17 protein-coding genes are annotated in these 22608 nt (G+C 66.5%); 11 read left to right on the top strand and 6 right to left on the bottom strand.

Annotation, left to right across the window (positions count from 1 at the left end):
* Window positions 1-24: 24 nt before the first annotated feature.
* Window positions 25-1161: a cytochrome d ubiquinol oxidase subunit II gene (cydB, locus tag WNB94_RS05900; protein ID WP_341389036.1), complete on the bottom strand. Its 1137-nt coding sequence runs from the start codon at window positions 1159-1161 to the stop codon at window positions 25-27.
* Between the two features lie 27 nt (window positions 1162-1188).
* Window positions 1189-2769 (bottom strand): cytochrome ubiquinol oxidase subunit I, encoded by a 1581-nt coding sequence (locus WNB94_RS05895; protein WP_341389035.1) that lies wholly within the window; start codon window positions 2767-2769, stop codon window positions 1189-1191.
* 214 nt (window positions 2770-2983) lie between these two features.
* Here WNB94_RS05895 and WNB94_RS05890 point away from each other — a divergent pair, with 214 nt between their 5' ends.
* The 3 genes from WNB94_RS05890 to WNB94_RS05880 all read left to right on the top strand — a co-directional run bounded on the left by WNB94_RS05890 (window position 2984) and on the right by WNB94_RS05880 (window position 6683).
* Entirely contained in the window at window positions 2984-4288 is a 1305-nt protein-coding gene (locus WNB94_RS05890) for a sigma-54 interaction domain-containing protein (RefSeq protein ID WP_341389034.1), read from the top strand.
* A gap of 99 nt (window positions 4289-4387) precedes the next feature.
* Complete coding sequence (locus WNB94_RS05885) at window positions 4388-4987, top strand: OmpA family protein (protein WP_341389032.1); 600 nt, start codon at window positions 4388-4390, stop codon at window positions 4985-4987.
* A gap of 46 nt (window positions 4988-5033) precedes the next feature.
* On the top strand, window positions 5034-6683 hold the full coding sequence (locus tag WNB94_RS05880) for a caspase family protein (RefSeq protein ID WP_341389031.1): 1650 nt from the start codon (window positions 5034-5036) through the stop codon (window positions 6681-6683).
* Here the strand turns inward: WNB94_RS05880 and WNB94_RS05875 are convergent.
* Window positions 6668-7972, bottom strand: a complete 1305-nt coding sequence (locus WNB94_RS05875) for an autotransporter outer membrane beta-barrel domain-containing protein (protein WP_341389030.1) — start codon at window positions 7970-7972, stop codon at window positions 6668-6670. The genes WNB94_RS05880 and WNB94_RS05875 overlap by 16 nt on opposite strands.
* Before the next feature lie 257 nt (window positions 7973-8229).
* The gene (lysS, locus tag WNB94_RS05870; RefSeq protein WP_341389029.1) at window positions 8230-9756 is read right to left on the bottom strand and encodes a lysine--tRNA ligase; all 1527 of its coding nucleotides are present in this window, start codon (window positions 9754-9756) and stop codon (window positions 8230-8232) included.
* A gap of 67 nt (window positions 9757-9823) precedes the next feature.
* Here lysS and WNB94_RS05865 point away from each other — a divergent pair, with 67 nt between their 5' ends.
* Window positions 9824-11116 carry an MATE family efflux transporter gene (locus tag WNB94_RS05865; RefSeq protein ID WP_341389028.1) on the top strand — a complete coding sequence of 431 codons (1293 nt, stop codon included), beginning with the start codon at window positions 9824-9826 and terminating at the stop codon, window positions 11114-11116.
* Here the strand turns inward: WNB94_RS05865 and WNB94_RS05860 are convergent.
* Entirely contained in the window at window positions 11104-11721 is a 618-nt protein-coding gene (locus WNB94_RS05860; RefSeq protein WP_341389027.1) for a PEP-CTERM sorting domain-containing protein, read from the bottom strand. The genes WNB94_RS05865 and WNB94_RS05860 overlap by 13 nt on opposite strands.
* A gap of 178 nt (window positions 11722-11899) precedes the next feature.
* Between WNB94_RS05860 and WNB94_RS05855 the strand changes: the two genes are divergently transcribed.
* The 5 genes from WNB94_RS05855 to WNB94_RS05835 are packed head-to-tail and all read left to right on the top strand — an operon-like array spanning window position 11900 to window position 16547.
* Window positions 11900-12535: an acyltransferase gene (locus WNB94_RS05855; RefSeq protein WP_341389025.1), complete on the top strand. Its 636-nt coding sequence runs from the start codon at window positions 11900-11902 to the stop codon at window positions 12533-12535.
* The gene (locus WNB94_RS05850) at window positions 12532-13659 is read left to right on the top strand and encodes a glycosyltransferase (protein WP_341389024.1); all 1128 of its coding nucleotides are present in this window, start codon (window positions 12532-12534) and stop codon (window positions 13657-13659) included. Before WNB94_RS05855 ends, WNB94_RS05850 begins: the two co-directional genes overlap by 4 nt.
* A gap of 9 nt (window positions 13660-13668) precedes the next feature.
* The gene (locus WNB94_RS05845) at window positions 13669-14724 is read left to right on the top strand and encodes a glycosyltransferase family 2 protein (protein WP_341389022.1); all 1056 of its coding nucleotides are present in this window, start codon (window positions 13669-13671) and stop codon (window positions 14722-14724) included.
* An 18-nt stretch (window positions 14725-14742) separates the two neighbouring features.
* Window positions 14743-15921, top strand: coding sequence for a DegT/DnrJ/EryC1/StrS family aminotransferase (locus tag WNB94_RS05840; RefSeq protein ID WP_341389021.1), 1179 nt, complete (start codon window positions 14743-14745; stop codon window positions 15919-15921).
* A gap of 29 nt (window positions 15922-15950) precedes the next feature.
* Window positions 15951-16547 carry a sugar transferase gene (locus WNB94_RS05835; protein WP_341389020.1) on the top strand — a complete coding sequence of 199 codons (597 nt, stop codon included), beginning with the start codon at window positions 15951-15953 and terminating at the stop codon, window positions 16545-16547.
* A gap of 22 nt (window positions 16548-16569) precedes the next feature.
* Here the strand turns inward: WNB94_RS05835 and WNB94_RS05830 are convergent, their stop codons facing one another.
* Entirely contained in the window at window positions 16570-17955 is a 1386-nt protein-coding gene (locus WNB94_RS05830; protein WP_341389019.1) for an L-serine ammonia-lyase, read from the bottom strand.
* Between the two features lie 174 nt (window positions 17956-18129).
* On the opposite strand from WNB94_RS05830, the gene WNB94_RS05825 reads away from it, so the two are divergent.
* Together WNB94_RS05825 and WNB94_RS05820 are read left to right on the top strand one after the other, a co-directional pair.
* Window positions 18130-21003: a YncE family protein gene (locus WNB94_RS05825; protein WP_341389018.1), complete on the top strand. Its 2874-nt coding sequence runs from the start codon at window positions 18130-18132 to the stop codon at window positions 21001-21003.
* 15 nt (window positions 21004-21018) lie between these two features.
* Complete coding sequence (locus tag WNB94_RS05820) at window positions 21019-22521, top strand: B12-binding domain-containing radical SAM protein (RefSeq protein WP_341389017.1); 1503 nt, start codon at window positions 21019-21021, stop codon at window positions 22519-22521.
* Window positions 22522-22608 lie beyond the last annotated feature (87 nt).

Genomic DNA, 22608 nt, shown 5'->3' with positions numbered 1-22608 from the left:
AAATCAATGGGTGATGCGGGTGGCTCAGTACGCCGCGTGGTCGTTCTCGCGGATGTAGGCCTCGGTGACCTTGCCGCGCATGACGCTGTAGGCCCAGCTGGTGTAGGTCACGATCAGGGGCATGAAGATCAGCGTGGCCCAGAACATGATCGACAAGGTCAGGTGGCTGGAGACGCTGTCCCACACCGTCAGGCTGGACGCCAGGTGCGTGCTCGACGGCATGATGAAGGGGAACATGCTGACCCCGGCCGTGCCGATCACACCCACCACGGCCAGCGACGAGGCCACGAAGGCGCTCAGCGTGGCGCGGGCACGCAGCAGCAGCGCGGCCAACAAGGCACCAGCCACGCCGAGTGCGGGCAGGATCCACAGCGCGGGCATGGCGGCGTAGTTGGCCATCCAGGCGCCGGCCTCGCGCACCACCGTCTTGGCCAGCGGGTCGGGCAGGGCGTCGCTGACCACGGCCGAGGTGATGCGGTAGCCCTCAATGCCTTGCAGCCACACGCCGGCCGCGATGAAGCCGAGCACCATCACCAGGGCGGCACCGATGCCGGCCTTGATCGTGCGGGCCTGGATGGCGCCCTCGGTGCGGTGGGCCAGGTAGGTGGCGCCCTGCAGCGTGATCATCGCGCTGCTGACCACACCGGCCAGCAAGGCAAAGGGGTTGAGCAGGGCCCAGAAGCTGCCGGTGTAGGTGGGCATCAGGTACTCGTTGAACGAGAAGGGCACGCCCTGCAGCAGGTTGCCAAAGGCCACGCCAAAGATGATGGGTGGCACGGCGCCGCCGATGAACAGGCCCCAATCCCAGGTGCTGCGCCAGGTGGGGTGGTGGATCTTGCTGCGGTAGTCAAAGCCCACCGGCCGGAAGAACAGCGCCCACAGCACCGCCAGCATGGCCCAGTAAAAGCCGCTGAAGGCCGTGGCATACACCAGGGGCCAGGCCGCGAAGATGGCCCCGCCGCCGGTGATGAACCAGACTTGGTTGCCGTCCCAGTGCGGGCCCACGGTGTTGATGACCACGCGGCGTTCGGTGTCGTTGCGGCCCACGAAGGGCAGCAGTGAGCCCACGCCCATGTCGTGGCCGTCCATGATGGCAAAGCCCACCAGCAGCACGCCCACGAGCAGCCACCAGATCAGCTTCAGGGTTGGGTAGTCCAGCATGTGTTTCTCCTTGATGGGTGGTGGTGTTCAGTGCGCCAGGACCTGGCCCTGCTCGGCGTGCGTCGGCTCGTTCATGTAGCGACCGGTGCCCAGGCTGCCCGGGCCCAGGCGCGCGAACTTCACCATCAGGAACATCTCCACCACCAGCAGCACGGTGTAGAAGCCGATGAAGCCGACCAGCGAGCCATAGATGCTCTCCACCGTCAGGTTGGACACGCTCAGGTGCGTGGGCAGCACGCCGTAGATGGTCCAGGGCTGGCGGCCGTACTCCGCCACGAACCAGCCCACCTCACAGGCGATCCACGGGGCGGGCAGCATCCACAGCGCCCACTTGAGCAGCCAGGGCTTGTCGGTGAAATTGCCCTTCAGCGTGGTCCAGAAGCTCAGCGCAAACAGCGCCAGCATCAAAAAGCCCAGGCCCACCATCACACGGAACGACCAGAACATGGGTGCCACGGCCGGGATGGTGCTGTCCACCGCCTTCTGGATCATCTCGGGCGTGGCCTGGTTCACGTCGGTGGTGTACTGGCGCAGCAGCAGCCCGAAGCCCAGATCGGCCTTGTGTTGCTCGAACACCTGCTGGGCCACGGTGTCATCGGGTGTCTTGCGCAACGTCTCCAGCGCGTTGACCGCCACGATGCCGCGCACGATGCGTTCGCGGTTGCGCGCCTTGATCTCGTGGATGCCCGGGATTTGCTTGTCCAGCGAGCGCGTGCCGATCAGGCCCATGACGTAGGGAACCTCGATCTCCCAGTCGTTCTTCTGCTCGGCCTCGTTGATGCCTGCCACCAGCTTGAGGCCGGCGGGGGCTGGTTCGGTCTCCCACATGGCTTCCAGCGCGGCCATCTTGGTCTGCTGGGCCTCGCCCACGGTGTAGCCCGACTCGTCGCCCAGCACGATCACACTCAGCACCGAAGCCAGGCCAAAGGCCGAGGCCACGCGGAAGCTGCGCTTGGCGAATTCGATGTCGCGGCCCTTGAGCAGGTACCACGCCGAGATCGACAGCACGAACATCGCGCCGGTCACATACCCGGCCGACACCGTGTGCACGAACTTGGCCTGGGCATCGGGGTTGAAGATCACGGCCCAGAAATCGACCATTTCCATGCGCATGGTCTGGTAGCTGAACTCGGCGCCCACCGGGTTTTGCATCCAGCCGTTGGCCACCAGAATCCACAGGGCCGACAGGTTGGTGCCCAGCGCCATCAGCACCGTCACCATCAAATGCTGGGTCTTGCTGAGCCGGTCCCAGCCGAAGAAGAACAGGCCGATGAAGGTCGATTCCAGGAAGAAGGCCATCAGGCCTTCGATGGCCAGCGGTGCGCCGAACACATCGCCCACATAGTGCGAGTAGTAGGCCCAGTTCGTGCCGAACTGGAACTCCATGGTGATGCCCGTGGTCACGCCCAGGGCGAAGTTGATGCCGAACAGCTTGCCCCAAAAGCGCGTCATGTCCCTCCAGATGACCTTGCCGGTCATCACGTAGACACTTTCCATGATGACCAGCAGCCAGACCATGCCGATGGTCAGCGGCACGAACAGGAAGTGGTACATCGCCGTGGCGGCAAATTGCAATCGAGACAGGTCAACAAGTTCTTCTGAAATCATGAAGGTTCTCCTTGGGTCTGGGCGCGGCAGACCGGCGCGCAGACGGTGAATGTGCTTTCACGATTTGTACCAAGGGGGGTATGGGGCGAAAGTTGTTGTGGATCAAGGACTTGCGATCTTTGCGGCCTGGTGATTCCATGTTTTTGGCGACAAATTGGCAGACGAAATGGCTGCCAAGGCTTGTCATGCCTGCCGTGCCGGGTGACAATCGGCCATGGATGACACCCTGACCGAACTGGTGGCCTACTTGGAAGGGCAGGAAGCGCCCCACATCGTGTTTGATCAGCAGTACCGCATCGTGGCGGCCAACGCGGCTTACCGCGCGCAGTTCAGCCCGCAGGCCTCGGTGCTGGGGCGCACCTGTTACGAGGTGTCTCACCACTTCAACGTACCTTGCGATCAGGCGGGCGAAACCTGCCCCCTGGTCAAGGCACGCCAGACGGGCCGGCACGAACGCGTGCTTCACCTGCACCACACACCGCGTGGTGAGGCCTACGTCAACATCGAGCTGATGCCGTTGAAGGGGGCGGGTGGGTCCCCGCGTTACTTCGTCGAAAAGATGGAAGAGGTGCAACTGGCCCGGGGGCGCGCCACCGACCAGGGGCTGGTGGGACGCTCACCGGCGTTCAGGCGCCTGGTGGAGCAGGTGCAGCGCGTGGCGCCCTCGGCGGCCAGCGTGCTGCTGTTGGGCGAGTCGGGCACGGGCAAGGAGCTGGTGGCCAGGGCTTTGCACGAGGCCAGCCCGCGCAAGTCACGCCCGCTGGTGGTGGTCGACTGCGCCAGCCTGACGGAGACCCTGTTTGAAAGCGAGGTCTTCGGTCACGAGCGCGGCGCCTTCACGGGGGCCAGCACGGCCAAGCAGGGCCTGGTCGAGGCGGCCGACGGCGGCACCTTGTTCCTCGATGAGGTGGGCGACATCCCGCTGACCATGCAGGTCAAACTGCTGCGCTTGCTGGAAAGTGGCACCTACCGGCGTGTGGGCAGCACCGAGCTGCGCCACACCAATGTGCGCGTGGTGGCGGCCACGCACCGCCAGATCCGGCAGATGGTGGCCGATGGCCGCTTCCGCGAAGACCTCTACCACCGCCTCAATACCTTCCCCATCCACCTGCCTGCCCTGCGGGAGCGGCAAGAGGATGTGCCCCTGCTGGCCGAAGCGCTGCTGCAGCGGCTGGCGCCCGAGCGACGACTCAGTCTGTCGCGTGGGGCCCAGCAGATGCTCAAGCGTCACCCGGTGCCCGGCAATGTGCGCGGGCTGCGCAACGTGCTGGAGCGGGCGGTCTTGTTGTGCGATGGTGGGGTGATCGACACCCCCGTCTTGCAGGAGGCGCTGGCCATGGACGAGCCGGTGGGCAGCGCGGCACCCCACGTGGCCCCGCAGCCTGCCAATGCCCGCGATCAACTGCGCCAGCAGGCGGTGGCCCTGGCCCAGCGATCGCCTGGCAGGCGAGCCGAGGTGGCCGCCTCGCTCGGCATCAGCGAGCGCACCTTGTACCGCTGGGTCCAGCAAGCGGGGTGAGGCCTTGGCTCCCCTCCAAAGGGGGGTGAGATTGGGCGCCACAGCACACCAGACATTGCGCACAATCTGGGCATTCTCATCAAATCAGGAGTGAATGCCATGCCTTCATTGCGCATGTGGTCTCGCGCTGTCGAGACGATCGGTGGGGCGCAGCCCCGTGTCTGGTGCGGTGCCGTCTTGCTGTGCGTGGCCAGCCTGGCGCAGGCCCAGCAGGCGGTCATGGAGTACCGCGACGGTGAGCTGCCCAGCGCCAACGATGTGGCCGACATCCTGTCGCGTGGGGCGGCCGAGAACCTGCGCCATCGTGGCATGGGTTCACCGTTTTCGGCCCTGGAGGTGAAGCCAGTGTCGCGGGTGCGCGAGGCCAGTGCCCTGTCGGTGCCGGTCAACTTTGCTTTCGACTCGGCCGACCTGACCGAGGGCGCACGCCGCCAGCTCGACGTGATTGCCGAAGGCATCCGCCTGACCGAGGGCACCGTGCGCGTGGTGGTGGAAGGCCACACCGACGCCAAAGGCCGGCTCACCTACAACGACGATCTGTCCTTGCGGCGGGCCCGCGCCGTGCGTGATTACCTGGTGGGACAGCACCGCCTGTCGTCGCGCTTGTTTGTGATCGAGGGTCGTGGCCCACGGGCCTTGATCGACAAGCAGGATCCCTGGAGCGCGCGCAACCGCCGCGTCCAGTTCCGTGCGGGTTGAGCCTGTGGCGGGCACCCGGACATGGTGGGCCTGCTGCCTGAGCGCCATGGTGTGCCTCGGGGCGTTGGTGGCGCCTCGTGCCCACGCCGCCGATGCCGAGTCCTCCGCCGATGAACTGAGTGTGCATTGCCTGTTGCCGGGCAAGGTGCGTCGCCTCGGTGCCTTCAGCAGTGTGGTCACGCCACGCCGTGCGGCTCATGTGTCGGCCGCAGAGTGTCAGGCCGGTGGTGGTGAGTACGTGGTCCGGCAAGATCCGCACCTGGCCGTCCGGCAGGTGTGGTTGCCGCTGGCGGCTGAGGGGGTGGCCGAGGCGCAGCTCACCGTGGGCGAGCTCTACGAGCAACAAGGGCAGACGGCCCTGGCCCGTGTCTGGTACGAAAAGGCCGCAGCGCAGGGCGTGGCCCGCGCGCAGTTCAACCTGGCGGCCTTGATGGCCCGTTCTGGGGGGGGCTCAGACCGCGTACACGAGTTGCTGGCGGCCGCCAGTGGCGGGCTCATCGCCGGGCTGGCGCTGGGTGAAGACACCCGGCCGCGCATTGAGGTGGTGTCGCCCGAAACGGCGCTGCGCCTGCCTGCTGGCGCTGCTGACTCGCCGCCGGTGGTGGTGTTGCCTGATGCCGGCCCCCACACGGTGCGCGCACGGTATGTGGCGCCTGCAGGGCTGGCCTCGCTCACGGCCAACGGTCAGCCCGTGCAGCCGGTGGAGCCCGGGTGGGTGGACGTGACGCTTCCGCCTCATGAGCCGTCTCAGCCAGCCACGCAAGACGCCGTCCAGGAGCTGGTCTTGGCGTTGACCGATCGCCTGGGCCAACAGGCGCAGGCACGTGTCACCTTGAGTCATCGGGCGGCGTCGACCGCCATGGCCGCTGGGCAGCCCACCGCCTCGGCCGCCATCGTGGACGAGGGCACGCCCTGGTTGCCGCCAGGGCGGCGCCATGCCCTGGTGGTGGGTAACCAACGCTACCAGCACTGGCCCACCCTGGAGACCCCCCGCGCCGATGCCCAGGCGGTGGCGGCGCTGCTGCGCGAGCGGTTCGGCTTTGAGGTGACGGCCTTGCATGACGTGACCCGCGCTCAGGTCTTGCAAGCCCTGGCCCGATTGCGGCAAAGCGTCGGGCCGAATGACCAGGTGCTGCTGTACTACGCGGGGCATGGGCAGATGGACGATGCCACGGCCCGAGGGTACTGGATCCCGGTGGATGGCGACCCGAAAGATGTCTCGGGCTGGTTGTCGGTGATCGACATCACCGACCAGTTGGCTGCGATGCCGGCCCGCCATGTGCTGGTGATCGCAGACTCTTGTTACTCCGGCACGCTGACCCGCTCGTTGATGCCCAGGGTGGACGCCGCGCTGAGCCTGGCCCAGCGGCGTGCACCACTGGCGCACCTGTCGCAGCAGCGGGTTCGGGTGGCCATGACCTCTGGCGGGCTGGAGCCCGTGGTGGATGGCGGCAGCGTGGAGCACTCGCTCTTTGCACGCAGCTTGCTGGATGCCATGCGCGGTGTTCAGGCACCGGTGGCGGCCAGAGAACTGTTTGACGTGGTCACCGCCCGGTTTGCCCACCTGGGCCAGCGCCTGCAGGTGTCTCAAACCCCGGAGTACGCCCCCATGGCCTTTGCGGGCCACGAGGCGGGAGACTTCGTGCTGGTGCCCCGCCATGCCGACGGGGCCGTGGCGGCTCACAAGGCGGATTGAACGCCCACGGTCAGGCGCCAGGCGCGCACATCGCGCAGTCCCAGGGTGCGGTCGTAATCTGAATAGATCGTCCAGCCCTGGGGCAGCACCGCGCTGAAGCCCAGCCCCAGTTGTTGGTAGCTGCGATCGCTGGCTTGAGGGTTGGGCTGCAGGGCCTGCAGGTACTGGTCGGCGTTGGCCTCAGGCTCGCCTTCCAGGCGCCAGCGCATCACCTGATTGAACTCCAGGCGGGCGTGCGGCATGAGCACTCCCCAAGACATGGGCCATTGGGTCTGTGCCTGGGCCCCCAGCGTGCGCTGGGTGCTGTGGCCGCGATGAACCCCCGAGGCGCCCTCGAAGTGGCTCACGCGGCTTTGCACCCAGTCCACCCGCGCATAGGGGGCCACCGTCCAGGTGCCCACGCGCAGGTCGTGGCCAGCCGACAGGCTGACCCCCGATGATTGGCTGACCGCTTGGCTGCTCACGCTGTCGATCAGCAGGTCGGTCATGATGAACGGCCAGGCCTGCAGTTGATACCGCGTGCGCTGCGCACTCACGGCGGCGCTCAGGTAGGTCTGGTCGCTGACACTCCACAGGGCATGCACACCGGCGCTGACGCCATCGCCCGAGGCCCGGTTGCTGGGCGTGCCGCGCCACTGCAGTTCGGGGTGGGTGAGCGCCAGGTGAGCACCCACCGCCCACTGGTCGGTCCATTGGTGGTCTGCACCCGCGAGCAGGTCAAAGCTGTTCATCTCCAGCGTGCGCTGGCCCGTTTGGCTGGCGGTGTGTTGTGTGGGTGCGCCTTCGACGAAGACGCGCCAGGTGCCCACCGCCGCCCGCTGGCTGCGCAGCCCTTGCTGTCGCACCCATTGCGACGTGAGTGCCGCGCGGGTTTGTTGCAGCGCCACGGTGCTCAGTGGGCGACCCAAGGTGCGCGCAACACAGGCTGCAGCCGGTCCGGTGGCGGGCATCGATGTGCTTGATGTGGTCGCCTGGGCCGTGTCGCGCACGGCGGCTGGCTGAACCCGTGCCAGCGCTTCGTATTCGAACTCTCCGCCGTAGTCGTTCAGTGGCTCGTCGACGAAGCCGTCGAAGGCCGGCTCACCAAACAGGACATCGGTGTCGCAGGCGGTGCTGGTGCTCTGAGCCCAGGCCGGCGCACCGCACAGCAGTACGCCACAAGCCAGGGCCGCCGACAGGCGGCGTGTGGCGCTTGACTCGCTGTGGTGCGAGGCCTCCGAGTGGGCGGCAGCAGGACTGGCGGGTGGCGTGGAGGTGGCAGAGAGTGCGGGGTTGGGTGCGTGTGACATGTCCGTGGGCAGGTGAACCACGGCCGGGCCCAACGAGCACGCACCAAGGCACGCGCCAAGGCCGATGGCCCCGCGCGCCTTCACCACCACCGCGACGACGGTGGTGCTTCCCTGTGTATGGTGTTCGTCCGGCGGTCGTTGACCTGGCCGTGAAAAAGAAAACGCCGCGATTGTGGCGGCGTTTCTCGATCGGCATGCTCCCCCTCAATGGGGAGCACCCCTTGTTTCTGGGGGCAGTGAGCCCTCCAACGGTGGCCTCACCCCTCGCGACGCAGCGCCGGGAACAGGATCACATCCCGGATGTTGGGCGCATCGGTCAGCAGCATCATCAGGCGGTCGATGCCGATGCCGCAGCCGCCGGTGGGGGGCAGGCCGTATTCGAGCGCGCGGATGTAGTCGGCGTCAAAGAACATGGCTTCTTCGTCGCCGGCGTCCTTGGCGCTGGCTTGGGCGTGGAAGCGGGCAGCCTGTTCTTCGGGGTCGTTCAGCTCGCTGAAACCGTTGCCGTATTCGCGGCCGGTGATGAACAGCTCGAAGCGCTCGGTGATGCTGGGATCCGCGTCCGACGCGCGCGCCAACGGGCTCACCTCCACCGGGTAGTCGATGATGAAGGTGGGCTGCCACAGCTGTTCTTCCACAGCGGCTTCGAACAGGCCGAATTGCAGTTCGGCCAGGCTCCAGCGGGCCGGTGGCTCTTCGCCCAGTTGCTTGAGCTTGGCGTGCAGCACGGCGGCGTCATCGGCCTCGGCGGGTGTCAGGCCGGCATGCTTGATGAGCGAGTCGCGCACCGTCAGGCGCTCGAAGGGCGATTCGAGGTCGACGTCCTTGCCGCCGTAGCTGAGCTTGGCGGTGCCGACGGCGGCGATGGCCGCGTGGCGCAGGATGCTTTCGGTGAAGTCCATCAGGTCGCGGTGGTTCCACCAGGCCGCGTAGAACTCCATCATCGTGAACTCGGGGTTGTGCCGCACCGACACGCCTTCGTTGCGGAAGTTGCGGTTGATCTCGAACACGCGCTCGAAGCCGCCCACCACCAGGCGCTTGAGGTACAGCTCGGGCGCGATGCGCAGGAACATTTCCTGGTCGAGCGCGTTGTGGTGGGTGATGAAGGGCTTGGCGTTCGCGCCGCCAGGGATGGGGTGCATCATCGGCGTTTCGACTTCCAGGAAGCCGTGGTTCACCATGAAGCTGCGGATCGAGGCCACGGCCTTGGATCGGGCAATGAAGCGGGCGCGAGACTCTTCGTCCACGATCAGGTCGACATAACGCTGGCGGTACTTCTGTTCCTGGTCGGTCATGCCGTGGAACTTGTCGGGCAGCGGACGCAGGGCCTTGGTCAGCAGGCGGATGCCGGTGACCTTGATGGACAGCTCGCCCGTCTTGGTCTTGAACAGCGTGCCTTCGGCGCCCAGGATGTCGCCCAGGTCCCAGTGCTTGAACGCGTTCAGGGCGTCGGCACCGACGTTGTCCAGCGTCACATAGACCTGGATGCGACCGGTGGCGTCTTGCAGGGTGCCGAAGCAGGCCTTGCCCATCACCCGCTTGAGCATCAGGCGGCCGCCCACGCTGACCCGGACGCCCTGGGCTTCCAGCGCCTCGGGCTCGGTGCCGTCGTGGGCGGCGCGCAGTTTGGCGGCACGGTCAGCGGGCTTGAAGTCGTTGGGGAAGGCCACGCCCTGAGCCCGGATGGCCGCCAGTTTCTCGCGGCGCTCTGCCACCAGTTTGTTGGTGTCCACCACGGTGTCGGGGGTGGCATCGGGCGTCGCGGGGGTGTGGTTTTTGCTCATGACAGGCAACAGGTTTCAAGTCGGCCAAACCTTCGATTGTATGAAACCGTGGGCGACAATGGCGGCCATGTTCAACCGTTTGCCTGTTCCACGCTCCGCATTGGGCAATTTGCTGGCCAAACTGCTGATGGTGGCACTGGGTTTGGCCATCACCGTGGTGGTGGCCCGGCAGGGCCCTGGCGTGCAAGGTGCGTTTGCCTTGTTCATGGCGGTGGAGTCGGCCATGCTGACCCTGCTGTCCGGCTTGGGTTTGTGGCTGGCCAGGCGCTTGTCGCAGGAGTCGAGCGCCCCGGCCACGCGTTCGCGCCCCATGTTGCTGGGGGTGTTGCGGGCGGCGGTGGGTTTGGGCTTGCTGGCGTCGTTGCTCTTGTTGGGCTGGTCATGGGTGGCCGACCAGATGCCTTACCGGCAACTGTGGCTGCTGGCGCTGGCCGCCCCGTTTTTGTTGCTGGTGCCCACCGCCACGGGCTTGTGGCTGGGGCAAGGGCGCATGTGGCCGATCAACGTGGCCCAAGTGGCGCAGCCGGCCTTGGTGCTGGCGGGGCTGGGCGGCGTCTTCTGGTTGCTGGAGGGCACCGACCGGGTGACCCCGCTGGTGTTGGGCGTGCTGATCGCGTGGGTGAGTGCCAAAGCGCTGGTGGGGGTGCTCACGGCCTTTTGGTCGCTGCGTGATGCCAGCCATCGGGATGCGGCCATGGTGCAGCCAGCGATGGACCATCCGCGCTGGCGCCATGAGTGGCGTTTCGTGGCCGTCATCGGCATCACCAACCTGATCAGCCTGCTCAACTACCGGGCGTCCTTGTTCCTGGTCGAACACTTTTTGGGGCTCAACGTGGTGGGCACCTACTCGGTGGCGGTGCAGGTGGCTGAGTTGCTCTGGCTGGTGTCCTCAGCGGTCACGATGTCCCTGTACGCGCGCATCGGCGCCCCTGACCGGACGCAGGCCGCGTTCGACACCTTGCGTGCCGTGCGTTTCAACGTGCTGGTGACGGTGGTGGCGGCGCCTGTGCTGTGGGCCCTGGCCGCCTGGGCCGTGCCCTGGGTGATGGGTGAGGCCTACCGCGCATCCTTGCTGCCGCTGGCCGCGCTGTTGCCCGGCGTGGCCGCGTATGCGGCGGCGTCCAGTTTGTCGGCGTTTTACACCAATCACCTGGGGCGCCCGCACCTGTCCGGCATGGTGGCCGGGCTGTCGCTTGGCGTCAGTGTGCTGGCGGGCTGGTGGCTGATCCCGCAGTGGGGCAGCCTGGGGGCGGCGGTGGCCAGCACCACGGGCTACCTGCTGGCCATCGTGGTGGGCACCCACCTGTTCTTGCGTGAGGCGGGCCTGCCCTGGCAGGCCCTGTGGCGTCAGGCGCGCTGACGGCGAGCGGCTGCGGCCACACCCATCAAGCCCAGCGCCATCAGGGCGTAGGTGCTGGGCTCGGGGATGGCCGGCGCGACGGCGGAAGTGAACTTGATGCCCATGACCATGTCATCGAAGTCGCTGTCCATCGGATTTTTCACGATGCCTTTGTCATTGAAGGCCACGATGAAGTCAAAGTCACCGTACTGGCTGGTGCTGACGTCCGAGACGAACACCATGGCACCGTAGCTGCCGTTTTGGTAAGTCTTGCCTCGGGTCACGTCCGTGAAGCTGAAGTTGACCTTGCCGGCGCCGATGTCGGCGCTCAAGGTGGTGCCCAGCAGCGCGGGGAGTCCTTCGCGGCTGTCATCGGTCAAGCGTTGTCCGTTGAAGCTGAATCGGTTGGTGTTCCAGGCTTCCTTGCCCAGGTAGGTGAAGCTGATGGTGCCCGCCTCTTCGGCCATCAAGGTGCCGCCCAGACCTTGGGTCAGGGTGCCGGTGACGCTGGCGGGCGTGCCGTCATAGTCTTGAAAGTTCATGACCGACGAGGCCGACACCGTCAGGCTGGCGTGTGCGCCATGTGCGGCCAGGGCCAACGCCAGGACAGAGATGGATTTTTTCATGGACAACCTCGTGCTGCTTGGGTGATTTGGATCAAGTCAGACGGATGCTAGGGCCGTCCCGCCGGCTTGAACACCGTGCGGTCAGGGGTACGGGCTGCTTTTTCTGGCGCATCCGTGCATTCCTGCGCGGATGCGCATCGACTTGCGGAGACAATCACGCCAGGACTTCCCCTGCACCATGTCTTTGCTGCGCCGTTTTGTGATCCACCCGCTTGCCCGCCTGGCCACCGTGCTGCAGGGGCCTCGCATCATTTATGGCTGGTATAACGCCAACGGCCAGTGGTGCGAGCACACCCGCGTCAGTACGCACACCTGTGTCGAGGGGCGCCGTGGACTGCACCTGCACGACCACGTGTTCGTGGGTCACTTCAACCGGCTGGATGGCTCCAATGGTCTGGTGCTGGAAGAGGGGGTGCAGGTCACCAGCCATGTGGCCATCCTCAGCCACTCCAGCCACCGCGCGGTGCGCGTCATGGGGCGGCGTTACATCCAGGATCCCAACCCGGTGGGTTATGTGCGCCAGGCCACCCGCATCGGGGCCTACAGCTTCATCGGTCCGCACAGTGTGATCGCGCCAGGCAGCCAGATTGGCAAGGGCGTGATCGTGCAGGCCTACAGCTTCGTGTCCGGCGTGGTGCCTGATTTCGCCATCGTGGGCTCGCAGGCCCACGGCAAGCCGGCCGAGGTGATTGGCGACACCCGCCGCATGGACCGCGCCCTGCTGCAGCGCCACCCTGAGCTGCACGCCATGTACGTTCAGTGGGCGGGGCAAGACCACCTGCGCCGCGCCCTGGGCATCCAGGAGGGGACATGAGCGTGGGCCGCGAACAGCTTCGCGTGCTGTACTTTGCCGATGCCGCCAGCGTGCACACACGCCGGTGGGTGGCCGCCGCCGTGGAACGTGGCGCGCGGGCCGTGGTCGTCACCCGCAACCCGGGCGAGGTGCCGGGGGCCGACGAGGTCATCACCCTGCGGCCGGGCAGCGACAAGCTTTCCTGGTTTGCCGCCCTGCCTGAAGTGCGCCGCGTCAGCCGCGAGTTGATGCAGCGCTTTCAGCCCACGCTGGTGCACGGGCATTACGTGACGTCCTATGGTCTGTGGGCGGCCGCGTGCGGTCTGAAGCTGCCCAAGGTGCTGACCGCCTGGGGCAGCGACATCCTCGTCACCCCGCGTGAAAGCCGCCTGATGCGCGCCGTGGTGGGCTGGTCGCTGCACCACGCCGACCTGATCACGGCCGACTCGATGGACATGCTCGACGAGATCGGGCGCTACCACCCGGGTGCGCCTTGCCACCAGATCTTGTGGGGGGCTGACACCGACCGCTTCGTGCCTGGTGAGCCGGCGCCCGGCTTTCAGGTGCTCAGCCTGCGCAGCTGGGAGCCCAACTACAACATCGACGTGCTGATCAAGGCCTTTGCTCATTTCGTGCAGCAACGGCCCGACGCGCAGGCGCGCCTGTGTCTGTTGGGTGGCGGCCCCCAGGCGGCCGAGTTGCAAGCCTTGGCCCAGCAACTGGGTGTGCAGCGCCATGTCGATTTTGTGGGTCGGGTGGGTGACCAGGCCATGGTTGATGCGCTGCAGCGCAGTCGCGTGTCGGTGTCGGTGCCCAGCAGCGACGCCACCTCGGTGTCGGTGCTGGAATCGATGGCCTGTGGCCTGCCCATCATCGCGTCGGACCTGCCCGCCAACCGGCAATGGATCACCCCGGGGCAAGGCGGCTGGCTGGTGCCCGTGCGCGACGAAACCGCGCTGCTGCAGGCCTTGATCACCGCCCACGACCAGGCCGAGGTGCGGCACAGCATGGGCCAGAGCAACCGCGAGCGCATCGAGCGCGATGCCTCACGCCGGGGCCAGATGGACGCCATGTGGCGCCTCTACCAGGGGCTGCTGCACCCGGTGGTGCCACGCCTGGCCCGCCGCCGTCCTGCGCAGCGCTGAGGTTCTGTCATGACGACATCCACCGTGACGGTCATCGTGCCGTGCCGCAACGAGCGCGATCACATCCAGGCTTTCTGCGCCAGCGTGGCCCAACAGCTGGTGCCCGAGGGCTGGACGCTGGAGGTGCTGATGGCCGACGGCATGAGCGACGACGGCACGCGCGAGCGCCTGGCGGCCTGGTGCCAGCAGGATGCGCGCTTTCGCATGGTCGACAACCCGGGCCGCATTGTGTCGACCGGCTTGAACCGCTGCATCGAAGCGGCCCAAGGGCGCTTCATCGTGCGCATGGACGTGCACACCGTGTACGCCCCCGATTACGTGGCCCAGTGTCTGGCCACCTGGCAGCGCACGGGCGCCGACAACGTGGGTGGCCCCTGGCGCGCGCAGGGCGCCGAGGGCCCGCAGGCCGTGGTGCAACGGGCCGTGGCTGCTGCGTTCCAGTCGCGCTGGGTGGCGGGTGGCGCGCTGTCGCGCGATCTGGCCTATGAAGGCCCGGTGGACACCGTGTACCTGGGTGCCTGGCCGCGAGAGACCTTCGAGCGCTTTGGCGGCTTCGATGAACAACTGGTGCGCAACCAGGACGATGAGCACAACCTGCGCATCCACCGGGGTGGCGGGCGTGTGTGGCAGTCGGCCAGCATTCGTTCCACCTACTGGCCGCGCGCCAGCAAGGCCGATGTGTTCCGCCAGTACCGCCAGTACGGTTACTGGAAGCCCTTCGTGATGAAAAAGCATGGGCAGGCGGCGGCGCTGCGGCACCTGATCCCTGGCTTGTTCGTCGCCGCCTTGCTGGTGGCGCTGGCCCTGACGGTGTCGGGGCTGTGGTTGGCGCCACTGACGATGCTGGGCGCGGCCGCCATGCTGGGCCTGAGCGGCCTGTACATGGCCGCCGTGTGCGCCATCAGCCATCGCATCGCGGCCGAGTCTGGCCGCGATCTGCGTCCCCACCTGCCAGCGGTGATCGCTGCCTACCACCTGGGTTACGGCCTGGGCTCGCTGCGCGGCTGGTGGGATGTGCTGGTGCGTGGCCGCCCCGACCCCGCGTTTGGCCGATTGACCCGATGACGATGAAACGAGTGCCCCATGAGCGCTGAATCCAAATTGCCTTTCCTGCCCTTTGCCCTGCCCGAGATTGGCGAGGAAGAGATCGCCGAGGTGGTCGACACCTTGCGCTCCGGCTGGGTCACCACCGGCCCCAAGGCGCGCCAGTTCGAAGAGGCGTTTGCCACCTTCCTGGGTGAGCCTGGTCTGCACTGCATCGCCGTCAACTCCGCCACCGCTGGCTTGCACCTGGCGCTGGAAGCGCTGGGCATCGGCCCGGGCGACGAGGTCATCACCACCACGCACACCTTCACGGCCACGGCCGAGGTGGTGCGCTACCTGGGGGCCGACGTCAAGCTGGTGGACATCGACCCGGCCACGCTCAACATCGACCTTGCGCAGCTCGAAGCCGCCATCACGCCGCGCACCAAGGCCATCATGCCCGTGCATTACGCCGGCCTGGCCGTGGACATGGATGCGATGCAGGCCATCGCGCGCAAGCACGGTGTGAAGGTGGTGGAAGACGCGGCCCACGCCTTGCCCACCACCTGGCGTGGCCAACTGATCGGCCTGCACAGCAGCGACGCCATCGTCTTCAGCTTCTATGCCAACAAGACCATGACCACGGGCGAAGGCGGCATGCTCGTCACCCGCAACGCCGAGCTGGCCGCGCGCGCCAAGGTCATGCGCCTGCATGGCATCAACCGCGATGCTTTCGACCGCTTCACGGCCAAGGTGCCCAGCTGGTACTACGAGATCGTGGCGCCGGGCTTCAAGTACAACCTCACCGACATTGCCGCCAGCCTGGGCCTGCACCAGCTGCAGCGCATCGAAGGCTTTCAGCACCAGCGAGAGCACCTGGCCCAGCGCTTTGATGCGGCCCTGGCCGACCTGCCGCTGGTGTTGCCGCCGCGGCCGGTTCATGCGGGCGATCGCCATTCGTGGCACCTTTATGTGGTGCGCCTGAAAGACGACGCTGGTATCACGCGCGACCAGCTCATCGAGCAGCTGTTTGCCGATGGCATTGGCGTGAGCGTGCACTACATCCCGCTGCACCTGCACCCCTACTGGCGTGACCGCTATGACCTGAAGCCTGAGCAGTTCCCGCACAGCCAGCATGCGTATGAGCGCATGGTCAGCCTGCCGCTGTACACCCGCATGACGGATGGCGATGTGGACCGCGTGGTGGCCTCGGTGCGCAAGGCGTTTGGCCGCGCCTGATCGATTCCTGGGTTGACCGGTTGCCCACCATGACCAAGCGTGTGTTCGATTTGCTGCTGTCGTCGCTGGGCCTGCTCGCGCTGGCCCCGCTGCTGCTGCTGATCGCCCTGCTGATCAAGCTCGATTCGCCCGGGCCGGTCATGTTCCGGCAAGAGCGGGTGGGGCGCTTTGGCCAGCCGTTTCGCATCCACAAGTTCCGCACGATGCGGCACGAGCCGGCGGTGCAGGGCTTGCAAATCACCGTGGGGGCAGATTGCCGCATCACGCGGGTAGGTGGCTTTTTGCGCGCCTCCAAGCTCGACGAGTTGCCTCAGTTGCTGGACGTGTGGCTGGGCGACATGAGCCTGGTGGGGCCGCGCCCCGAGGTGCCGCGCTACGTGGCCCACTATCCGGCCGAGTTGCGCGACAAGGTGCTGTCCGTGCGCCCGGGCATCACCGACATCGCATCCATCGAGTACCGGGATGAGAGCGCCGTGCTGGCCCGTGCGGCCGACCCCGAGCAGGCCTACATCCACGAGGTGCTGCCGCACAAGCTGGCGCTGGCGGCGCAGTATGTGGACCGGGCATCGATTGGGCTGGATGTGCGCCTCATCTGGCGCACGCTGCTGGCCATCGTGTGTCGTTGAGCAGGCGCTGAGCAGGCTGCCGTCAGCAGGCCACGATGTTCACGGCCAGGCCGCCTCGCGCGGTTTCTTTGTATTTGTCCTGCATGTCGGCGCCCGTCTGGCGCATGGTGCAAATCACCTGGTCCAGGCTCACCCGGTGTTCGCCGTTGCCGTGCAGGGCCAGGCGGGCCGCGTTGATGGCCTTGACCGCGGCCACGGCATTGCGTTCGATGCAGGGAATCTGCACCAGCCCCCCCACCGGGTCACACGTGAGGCCGAGGTGGTGCTCCATGCCGATTTCGGCGGCGTTTTCCACCTGCGCCGGGCTGCCGCCCATCACCGCGCACAGGCCTGCGGCCGCCATCGAGCAGGCCACCCCCACCTCGCCCTGGCACCCCACTTCAGCACCTGAGATCGACGCGTTTTCCTTGTAAAGCAAGCCGATGGCGCCAGCCGTGAGCAGGAAGTCGACCACACCGTCGTCATGGGCGTCCGGCACAAAGCGGCGGTAGTAGTGCAGCACCGCCGGGATGATGCCGGCCGCGCCGTTGGTGGGGGCTGTCACCACCCGTCCGCCGCCGGCGTTTTCTTCGTTCACCGCCAAAGCGATCAGGTTGACCCAGTCCATCACGAACAAGGGGTCGTTGGCCGGGGCCCGCTCGGTCAGGCGCCGGTACAGGGCTGGCGCCCGCCTGGGCACACGGAAGGGGCCGGGCAAGCAGCCTTCTTGTGTGCAACCGCGCTGCGCACAGGCTTGCATCACCGACCACAAGGCCAGCACATCGTGGTCGATGGCGGTTGGCGTGCGCCAATGGGTTTCGTTGCGGCGCATCACGTCGGCGATGCTGCAGCGGTGGGTCTGGCACAGTCGCAGCAACTCGGCCGCGCTGTGGAACGGCAGCGGCAACACCTGTGGCCCTGGTGCGATGTGACCCTGGCGCGCTTCGTCATCGGCAGCCTGCTGACTGAGCACAAAACCGCCGCCCACCGAGTAGTACACCTCGCGGGCCAGGGGATGGCCCTGAGCGTCCCAGGCCTCGAAACACATGCCGTTGGGGTGCCAGGGCAAGGGCGCATCCGCCTGCAGCCGGATGGCCTCGTCGACGCGCAGGGCGATGCGGTGCTCGCCCAGCACCATCAACGCCTCCTGCTGTCGGACCTCTTCGACCCATGAGGGTATTTTCGCCACCTCGACGGTGTCGGGGGTGTGCCCCATCCAGCCCAGCAAGACGGCTTTGTCGCTGGCGTGTCCAAGGCCTGTGGCCCCCAGTGAACCATGCAGACTGCAACGAAGACGGGCCAGTCGCGGCATCAAGTCCCGTTGCTGAACCTGCACAACGAACATCCGCGCGGCCCTCATCGGCCCCACGGTGTGGGAACTCGATGGGCCGATACCCACCTTGAACAGGTCGAACACCGAGATGGCCATGTGCGTGCTCCTGTCTCCCATGGTGCGCTTTTCGGGGGCGCTGTGGTCGGGTGATATCCCCTGCCATCCTCCATGGAAACCAGATGTTTCGGGGTAAACGCGCTCATGACTTGACGCTGGTGTTTCGTTAAATGTGACCGAAAGTCCAACAGAGCATGGCATCAGGAGACACACATGCCCCACACCACCATCGGCCGCACCCCTCGGAAAGGGGTCTTGTGGCAAGCCGCCACCCAGGCGCTGATCGGCGCCACGGTCGCGCTGGCCGGCGCGATGCTGCCGGCGCACGCCACTGGCCGTGACTTCATCGCGTTCGAATCGGGGCATGTGCGTCCCATGGCGCTGTCGGCCGATGGCACCCGCCTGCTGGTGGTCAACACCCCGAACAACACCTTGGACATCTTCAACGTCACCGCCAATGGGCTGCAGCCGGCGGGTCGGGTGCCTGTGGGCATGGAGCCGGTGGCCGTGGCCTGGCGTGGCGACCAGGAAGCCTGGGTGGTCAACCACCTGTCGGACAGCGTCAGCGTGGTCAGCCTGCAAGGCACGCCCCGCGTGGTGCGCACGCTGCTGGTGGGCGACGAGCCTCGCGACATCGTGTTCGCCGGCTCGCCAGCCAAGGCCTTCATCACCTCGGCCCACCGTGGCCAGCACCGCAACCACATCTCCAACCGCGATGTGCCTGGCGCGGGCGACCCCGAACTCACCACCCCTGGGGTGCCGCGTGCCGACGTATGGGTGTTCAATCCGGCCCAGCTCACCAGCCAGGTGGGTGGCAAGCCGGTGCGCATCATGAGCTTCTTTGCCGACACGCCCCGTGCGCTGGCGGTCAGCCCCGACAAGCAAACGGTGTATGTGGCCGCGTTCAAGTCCGGCAACCAGACCGCGTCCATCAACGAAGAGCTGGTGTGCGAAGGCTTCGAGCTCAACAAGTCCTGCTGGATCAAAGGCACCAAGTCGCCCGGTGGGCAGCTCGGCCCGGCCACCAACGCCGAAGGCAAGCCGGTGCCCAAGACCGGCCTGATCGTCAAGTACAACCGCGCCACCAAACGCTGGGAAGACGTGGCGGGGCGCAACTGGTCGAACGCCATGCGCTTCAACCTGCCGGACAAGGACGTGTTCGCCATCAACGCCAACACCCTGGCCGACAAGGCGACGTACAGCCATGTGGGCACCACCTTGTTCAACATGGTCACCAACCCGGTGTCGGGCAAGCTGTACGTCAGCAACACCGAAGCCAACAACATGACCCGCTTCGAGGGCCCGGGCCAGCATGGCGGCTCGACCGTGCAGGGCAAGATCGCGCTGTCGCGCATCACCGTCATTGCCAATGGCCAGGTTCAGCCGCGGCACCTCAACAAGCACATCGACTACAGCAAGCTGGCCCACGATCCGGGCTTTGACCCCACGGCCAAGCAGCACAGCCTGGCCAGTCCCATGGACATGGCGGTCACCGGCGATGGGCGCACGCTGTTCGTCACGGCCTATGGCTCCAGCCGCATCGGCGTGTTCGACACCGCCGAGCTGGAAGGCGACAGCTTCAACCCACGCACCACCAGCAGCCGCTACATCAACGTCAGCGGAGGCGGCCCCAGCGGCATCGTGCTGGACGAGGCGCGTGACCGCATGTACGTCACCACCCGCTTTGACAACGCAGTCAAGGTGATTCAGCTGTCGAGCCGCGCCGAGGTGGCGCGTGCCCTCATGCCCAACCCCGAGCCCATGAGCGTGATCGCCGGGCGGCCCTTCCTGTACGACGCCCGCATCTCATCGGCCAACGGTGAGGCCTCCTGCGCCAGCTGCCACACCTTCGGTGACATGGACGACCTGGCCTGGGATCTGGGCAACCCGGACGCCAAGGTCACCAAGAGCCCCATCCCGCAAGAGTTCACGCGGGGGCTGGAGTTCCAGGTGGCCAAGCAGTTGTTCCAGTCTGACCCGGACAACAAGATCAACGGCAGCGACGACCCCAAGGACTTCCACCCCATGAAGGGGCCGATGACCACGCAGACGCTCAAGGGCATGGTCAACCAGGGGGCCATGCACTGGCGCGGCGACCGTGCCACGGGTGAGTTCGGCACCGATGCCTTTGACCCGGTGATCTCGTTCAAGAACTTTTCGGGTGCGTTCGCCGAGCTGCTGGGCAACCACGAGCCGATGAACGAAGCCGGCATGCAGGCCTTTGCCGATTTCATGCTGCAGGTGTTCCTGCCACCCAACCCCATCCGCAATCTGGACAACTCGCTCACCCCGGCTCAGAAGCGTGGCTTCGACTTCTACTTCGGCGACAGGCCCTCTGACGGCATCCTCGTGCCCGACCTGGGCGATCTGCGTCAGTTTGTGCGCAGCCACAACTGCAACGGATGCCACACCGTGGACCCGGCCAAGGGGCAGTACGGCACCAGTGGGCACCAGAGCTTCGAAGGCATTTCGCAGATCGTGAAGATCCCCCACCTGCGCAACATGTACGCGAAGGTGGGGCGCTTTGGCTCGCCGGCCATCCCCTTTGCCACGGCGCCTGACACCGGACATGTGGGTGACCAGGTGCGCGGTTTCGGCTTCGTGCACGACGGCACGGCCGACACCCTGGCGCACTTCTTCACGGTGCGGGTCTTCCAGCCGACGCTGAACTCGGGCTTCCCGCTGTGGAACCCCAACCAGACCCGCCGGGACGTGGCCGACTTCATGCACGCCATGGACAGTGATCTGGCGCCGGTGGTGGGCCAGCAGGTCACCTTGACGTCGGACGCGGGCACGCGCCTGGCGGTGTGGCCGCGCATCGACATGCTGATCCAGCGTGCCAAGACGCCGTTCGTGTCGAAAGAGCTGGGCGGCCAGGTCACCGAATGTGATCTGGTGGCGCACACCGTCGAGGGCGGCCAGCGCCGGGGCTTCTGGTTTGACACGGCAGCCAATGCCTTTGTGGGCACCGATGGCAGCCGCCGCTCAGACGTGGCCTTGCGCAATGTGGCGTCCGTGGCAGGTCAGGAGGTCACCTACACCTGCGCGCCACCCGGCTCCGGACGCCGCATGGCCTCCACCATGTGATGGCATGAGGCGCTCATGAAGGTCGGCATCATTGCCGTCCACACCGACTACCACCGTCGGGGTGCCCACCACCGCACCTTGCTGCAGCCGCAGATCGGCCCGCTGATTGCCGGTCTGCTGCCCGATGAGGCCGACATCGAGGTGGTCAACGACACCTGGACCGATCCGGATTGGTCCAGGTCGTACGACTTGCTGTTCGTGTCGGCCATGCTGTCCGATTACGAGCGTGCGCGGCAGATCGCCCAGTACTTTCGGGCCCGTGGTGCCCGCACGGTGCTGGGCGGGCGCATGGCCGACGCCTACCCGCACCTGTGCCTGCGCGATTTCGATGCCGTGGTGATCGGTGATCCGGAAGACACCGTGCCCCGCATCTATGCCGACGCGCGTGCCGGGCGCTTGCAGCGCCTGTACCGCTCTGGCGGGTACCAGCCCGACCGGGTGCCGGTGCCGCGTTGCGACCTGACCGCCACACAGCAACCAGCGCCGTTTGGTTTGGAAGTGACCCGAGGGTGTCCCTTCACCTGCGACTTCTGCGCCCTGACGGGCTCTGGCACGCGCTTTTTGACACGCCCGGTGGAAGGCGTGGTCAGAGACATCCGGGCCATCGAGGCCAGTTTGCGGGGCAAGGTGCCGTTCTGGCGTCGCCAGATGCTCATGTTCTACGACAACAACCTGGCGGGCAGCTTTGCTTACCTCAAGGCTCTGTGTGAGGCCTTGGCGCCGCTGGGGCTGCGCTGGGGCACTTGCGTCACCTTCAATGTGCTGGGCCGGCGTGATCTGTTGAAGCTGATGTACGAAGCGGGTTGCCGATCGGTGTTCGTGGGCCTGGAGAGTTTCAACCCCGCAGCCATCGAGGGGTTCAACAAGCATCAAAACAGGCTGGGGCATGTGCGACGTGCGCTGGAGACCGCGCGCGAAGAAGGCATCCTGGTCAGCTCGGGGCTCATGCTCAGCCCGCAGCACGACGACCTGGATTACATCGCGTCGCTGCCCGAGCGACTGCGCGACAGCGGGCTGCATGTGCCCAGTTTTGTGTGCATCGAGTCGGCTCTGCCGGGCACGCCCTTGTTCAAGCGGCTGGCGCAGGCCCCGGTGCCTCAGTTGATGCCCCATGCCAGCCTGCATGATTTCAATGCCTACACCTTGGTGATTCGCCCTCAGAAAACCACCCCCGAGCGCTTTGTGCAGGCCTACCGCGAGGTCTTGCCACAGATCTACAGCCTGCGGCAGCGCTGGCACAAGCTCGCAGACGACGCGCCTCGGCTGATGCAGGCTCGATCCTGGTCGGGTGTGGCCATGGACCTGCTCGTGACCCTGGGGGCCAGCACGCCCGTGGCACCCGGTCGCACCTTCATTCCGGGCACCGACATCTTGCCGCCCGAGCAGGTTCCGCTGCGCCAGGCACACTGCCGCGACGAAGCGCACTTTCTGGACCTGACCAGCCCCATGGCCGTGACCGACGCGCAGGGCAGGGTGCTGCCCCAGTGGCTGGAGTCGTCCATCCGCGTGGCTGCTTGAGCGGCAGGTCATGAAAAAAGCCACCCGAAGGTGGCCTAACAAGTGGAGTGTCGAGCAACACCGCTCTGCGGCGGCTGGCGCGACGGG

The organism is Aquabacterium sp. A3, from assembly GCF_038069945.1.
GTDB lineage: Bacteria > Pseudomonadota > Gammaproteobacteria > Burkholderiales > Burkholderiaceae_C > Aquabacterium.
Note: the sequence above shows the minus strand (reverse complement) of the source record. Positions and strands in the feature narration are given on the sequence as shown.

Excerpts from the sequence above, each read along its gene's own strand:
- cydB (WP_341389036.1), bottom strand. The coding sequence starts at position 1,161 with ATGCTGGACTACCCAACCCTGAAGCTGATCTGGTGGCTGCTCGTGGGC.
- WNB94_RS05895 (WP_341389035.1), bottom strand. The coding sequence starts at position 2,769 with ATGATTTCAGAAGAACTTGTTGACCTGTCTCGATTGCAATTTGCCGCC.
- WNB94_RS05890 (WP_341389034.1), top strand. The coding sequence starts at position 2,984 with ATGGATGACACCCTGACCGAACTGGTGGCCTACTTGGAAGGGCAGGAA.
- WNB94_RS05885 (WP_341389032.1), top strand. The coding sequence starts at position 4,388 with ATGCCTTCATTGCGCATGTGGTCTCGCGCTGTCGAGACGATCGGTGGG.
- WNB94_RS05880 (WP_341389031.1), top strand. The coding sequence starts at position 5,034 with ATGGTGTGCCTCGGGGCGTTGGTGGCGCCTCGTGCCCACGCCGCCGAT.
- WNB94_RS05875 (WP_341389030.1), bottom strand. The coding sequence starts at position 7,972 with ATGTCACACGCACCCAACCCCGCACTCTCTGCCACCTCCACGCCACCC.
- lysS (WP_341389029.1), bottom strand. The coding sequence starts at position 9,756 with ATGAGCAAAAACCACACCCCCGCGACGCCCGATGCCACCCCCGACACC.
- WNB94_RS05865 (WP_341389028.1), top strand. The coding sequence starts at position 9,824 with ATGTTCAACCGTTTGCCTGTTCCACGCTCCGCATTGGGCAATTTGCTG.
- WNB94_RS05860 (WP_341389027.1), bottom strand. The coding sequence starts at position 11,721 with ATGAAAAAATCCATCTCTGTCCTGGCGTTGGCCCTGGCCGCACATGGC.
- WNB94_RS05855 (WP_341389025.1), top strand. The coding sequence starts at position 11,900 with ATGTCTTTGCTGCGCCGTTTTGTGATCCACCCGCTTGCCCGCCTGGCC.
- WNB94_RS05850 (WP_341389024.1), top strand. The coding sequence starts at position 12,532 with ATGAGCGTGGGCCGCGAACAGCTTCGCGTGCTGTACTTTGCCGATGCC.
- WNB94_RS05845 (WP_341389022.1), top strand. The coding sequence starts at position 13,669 with ATGACGACATCCACCGTGACGGTCATCGTGCCGTGCCGCAACGAGCGC.
- WNB94_RS05840 (WP_341389021.1), top strand. The coding sequence starts at position 14,743 with ATGAGCGCTGAATCCAAATTGCCTTTCCTGCCCTTTGCCCTGCCCGAG.
- WNB94_RS05835 (WP_341389020.1), top strand. The coding sequence starts at position 15,951 with ATGACCAAGCGTGTGTTCGATTTGCTGCTGTCGTCGCTGGGCCTGCTC.
- WNB94_RS05830 (WP_341389019.1), bottom strand. The coding sequence starts at position 17,955 with ATGGCCATCTCGGTGTTCGACCTGTTCAAGGTGGGTATCGGCCCATCG.
- WNB94_RS05825 (WP_341389018.1), top strand. The coding sequence starts at position 18,130 with ATGCCCCACACCACCATCGGCCGCACCCCTCGGAAAGGGGTCTTGTGG.
- WNB94_RS05820 (WP_341389017.1), top strand. The coding sequence starts at position 21,019 with ATGAAGGTCGGCATCATTGCCGTCCACACCGACTACCACCGTCGGGGT.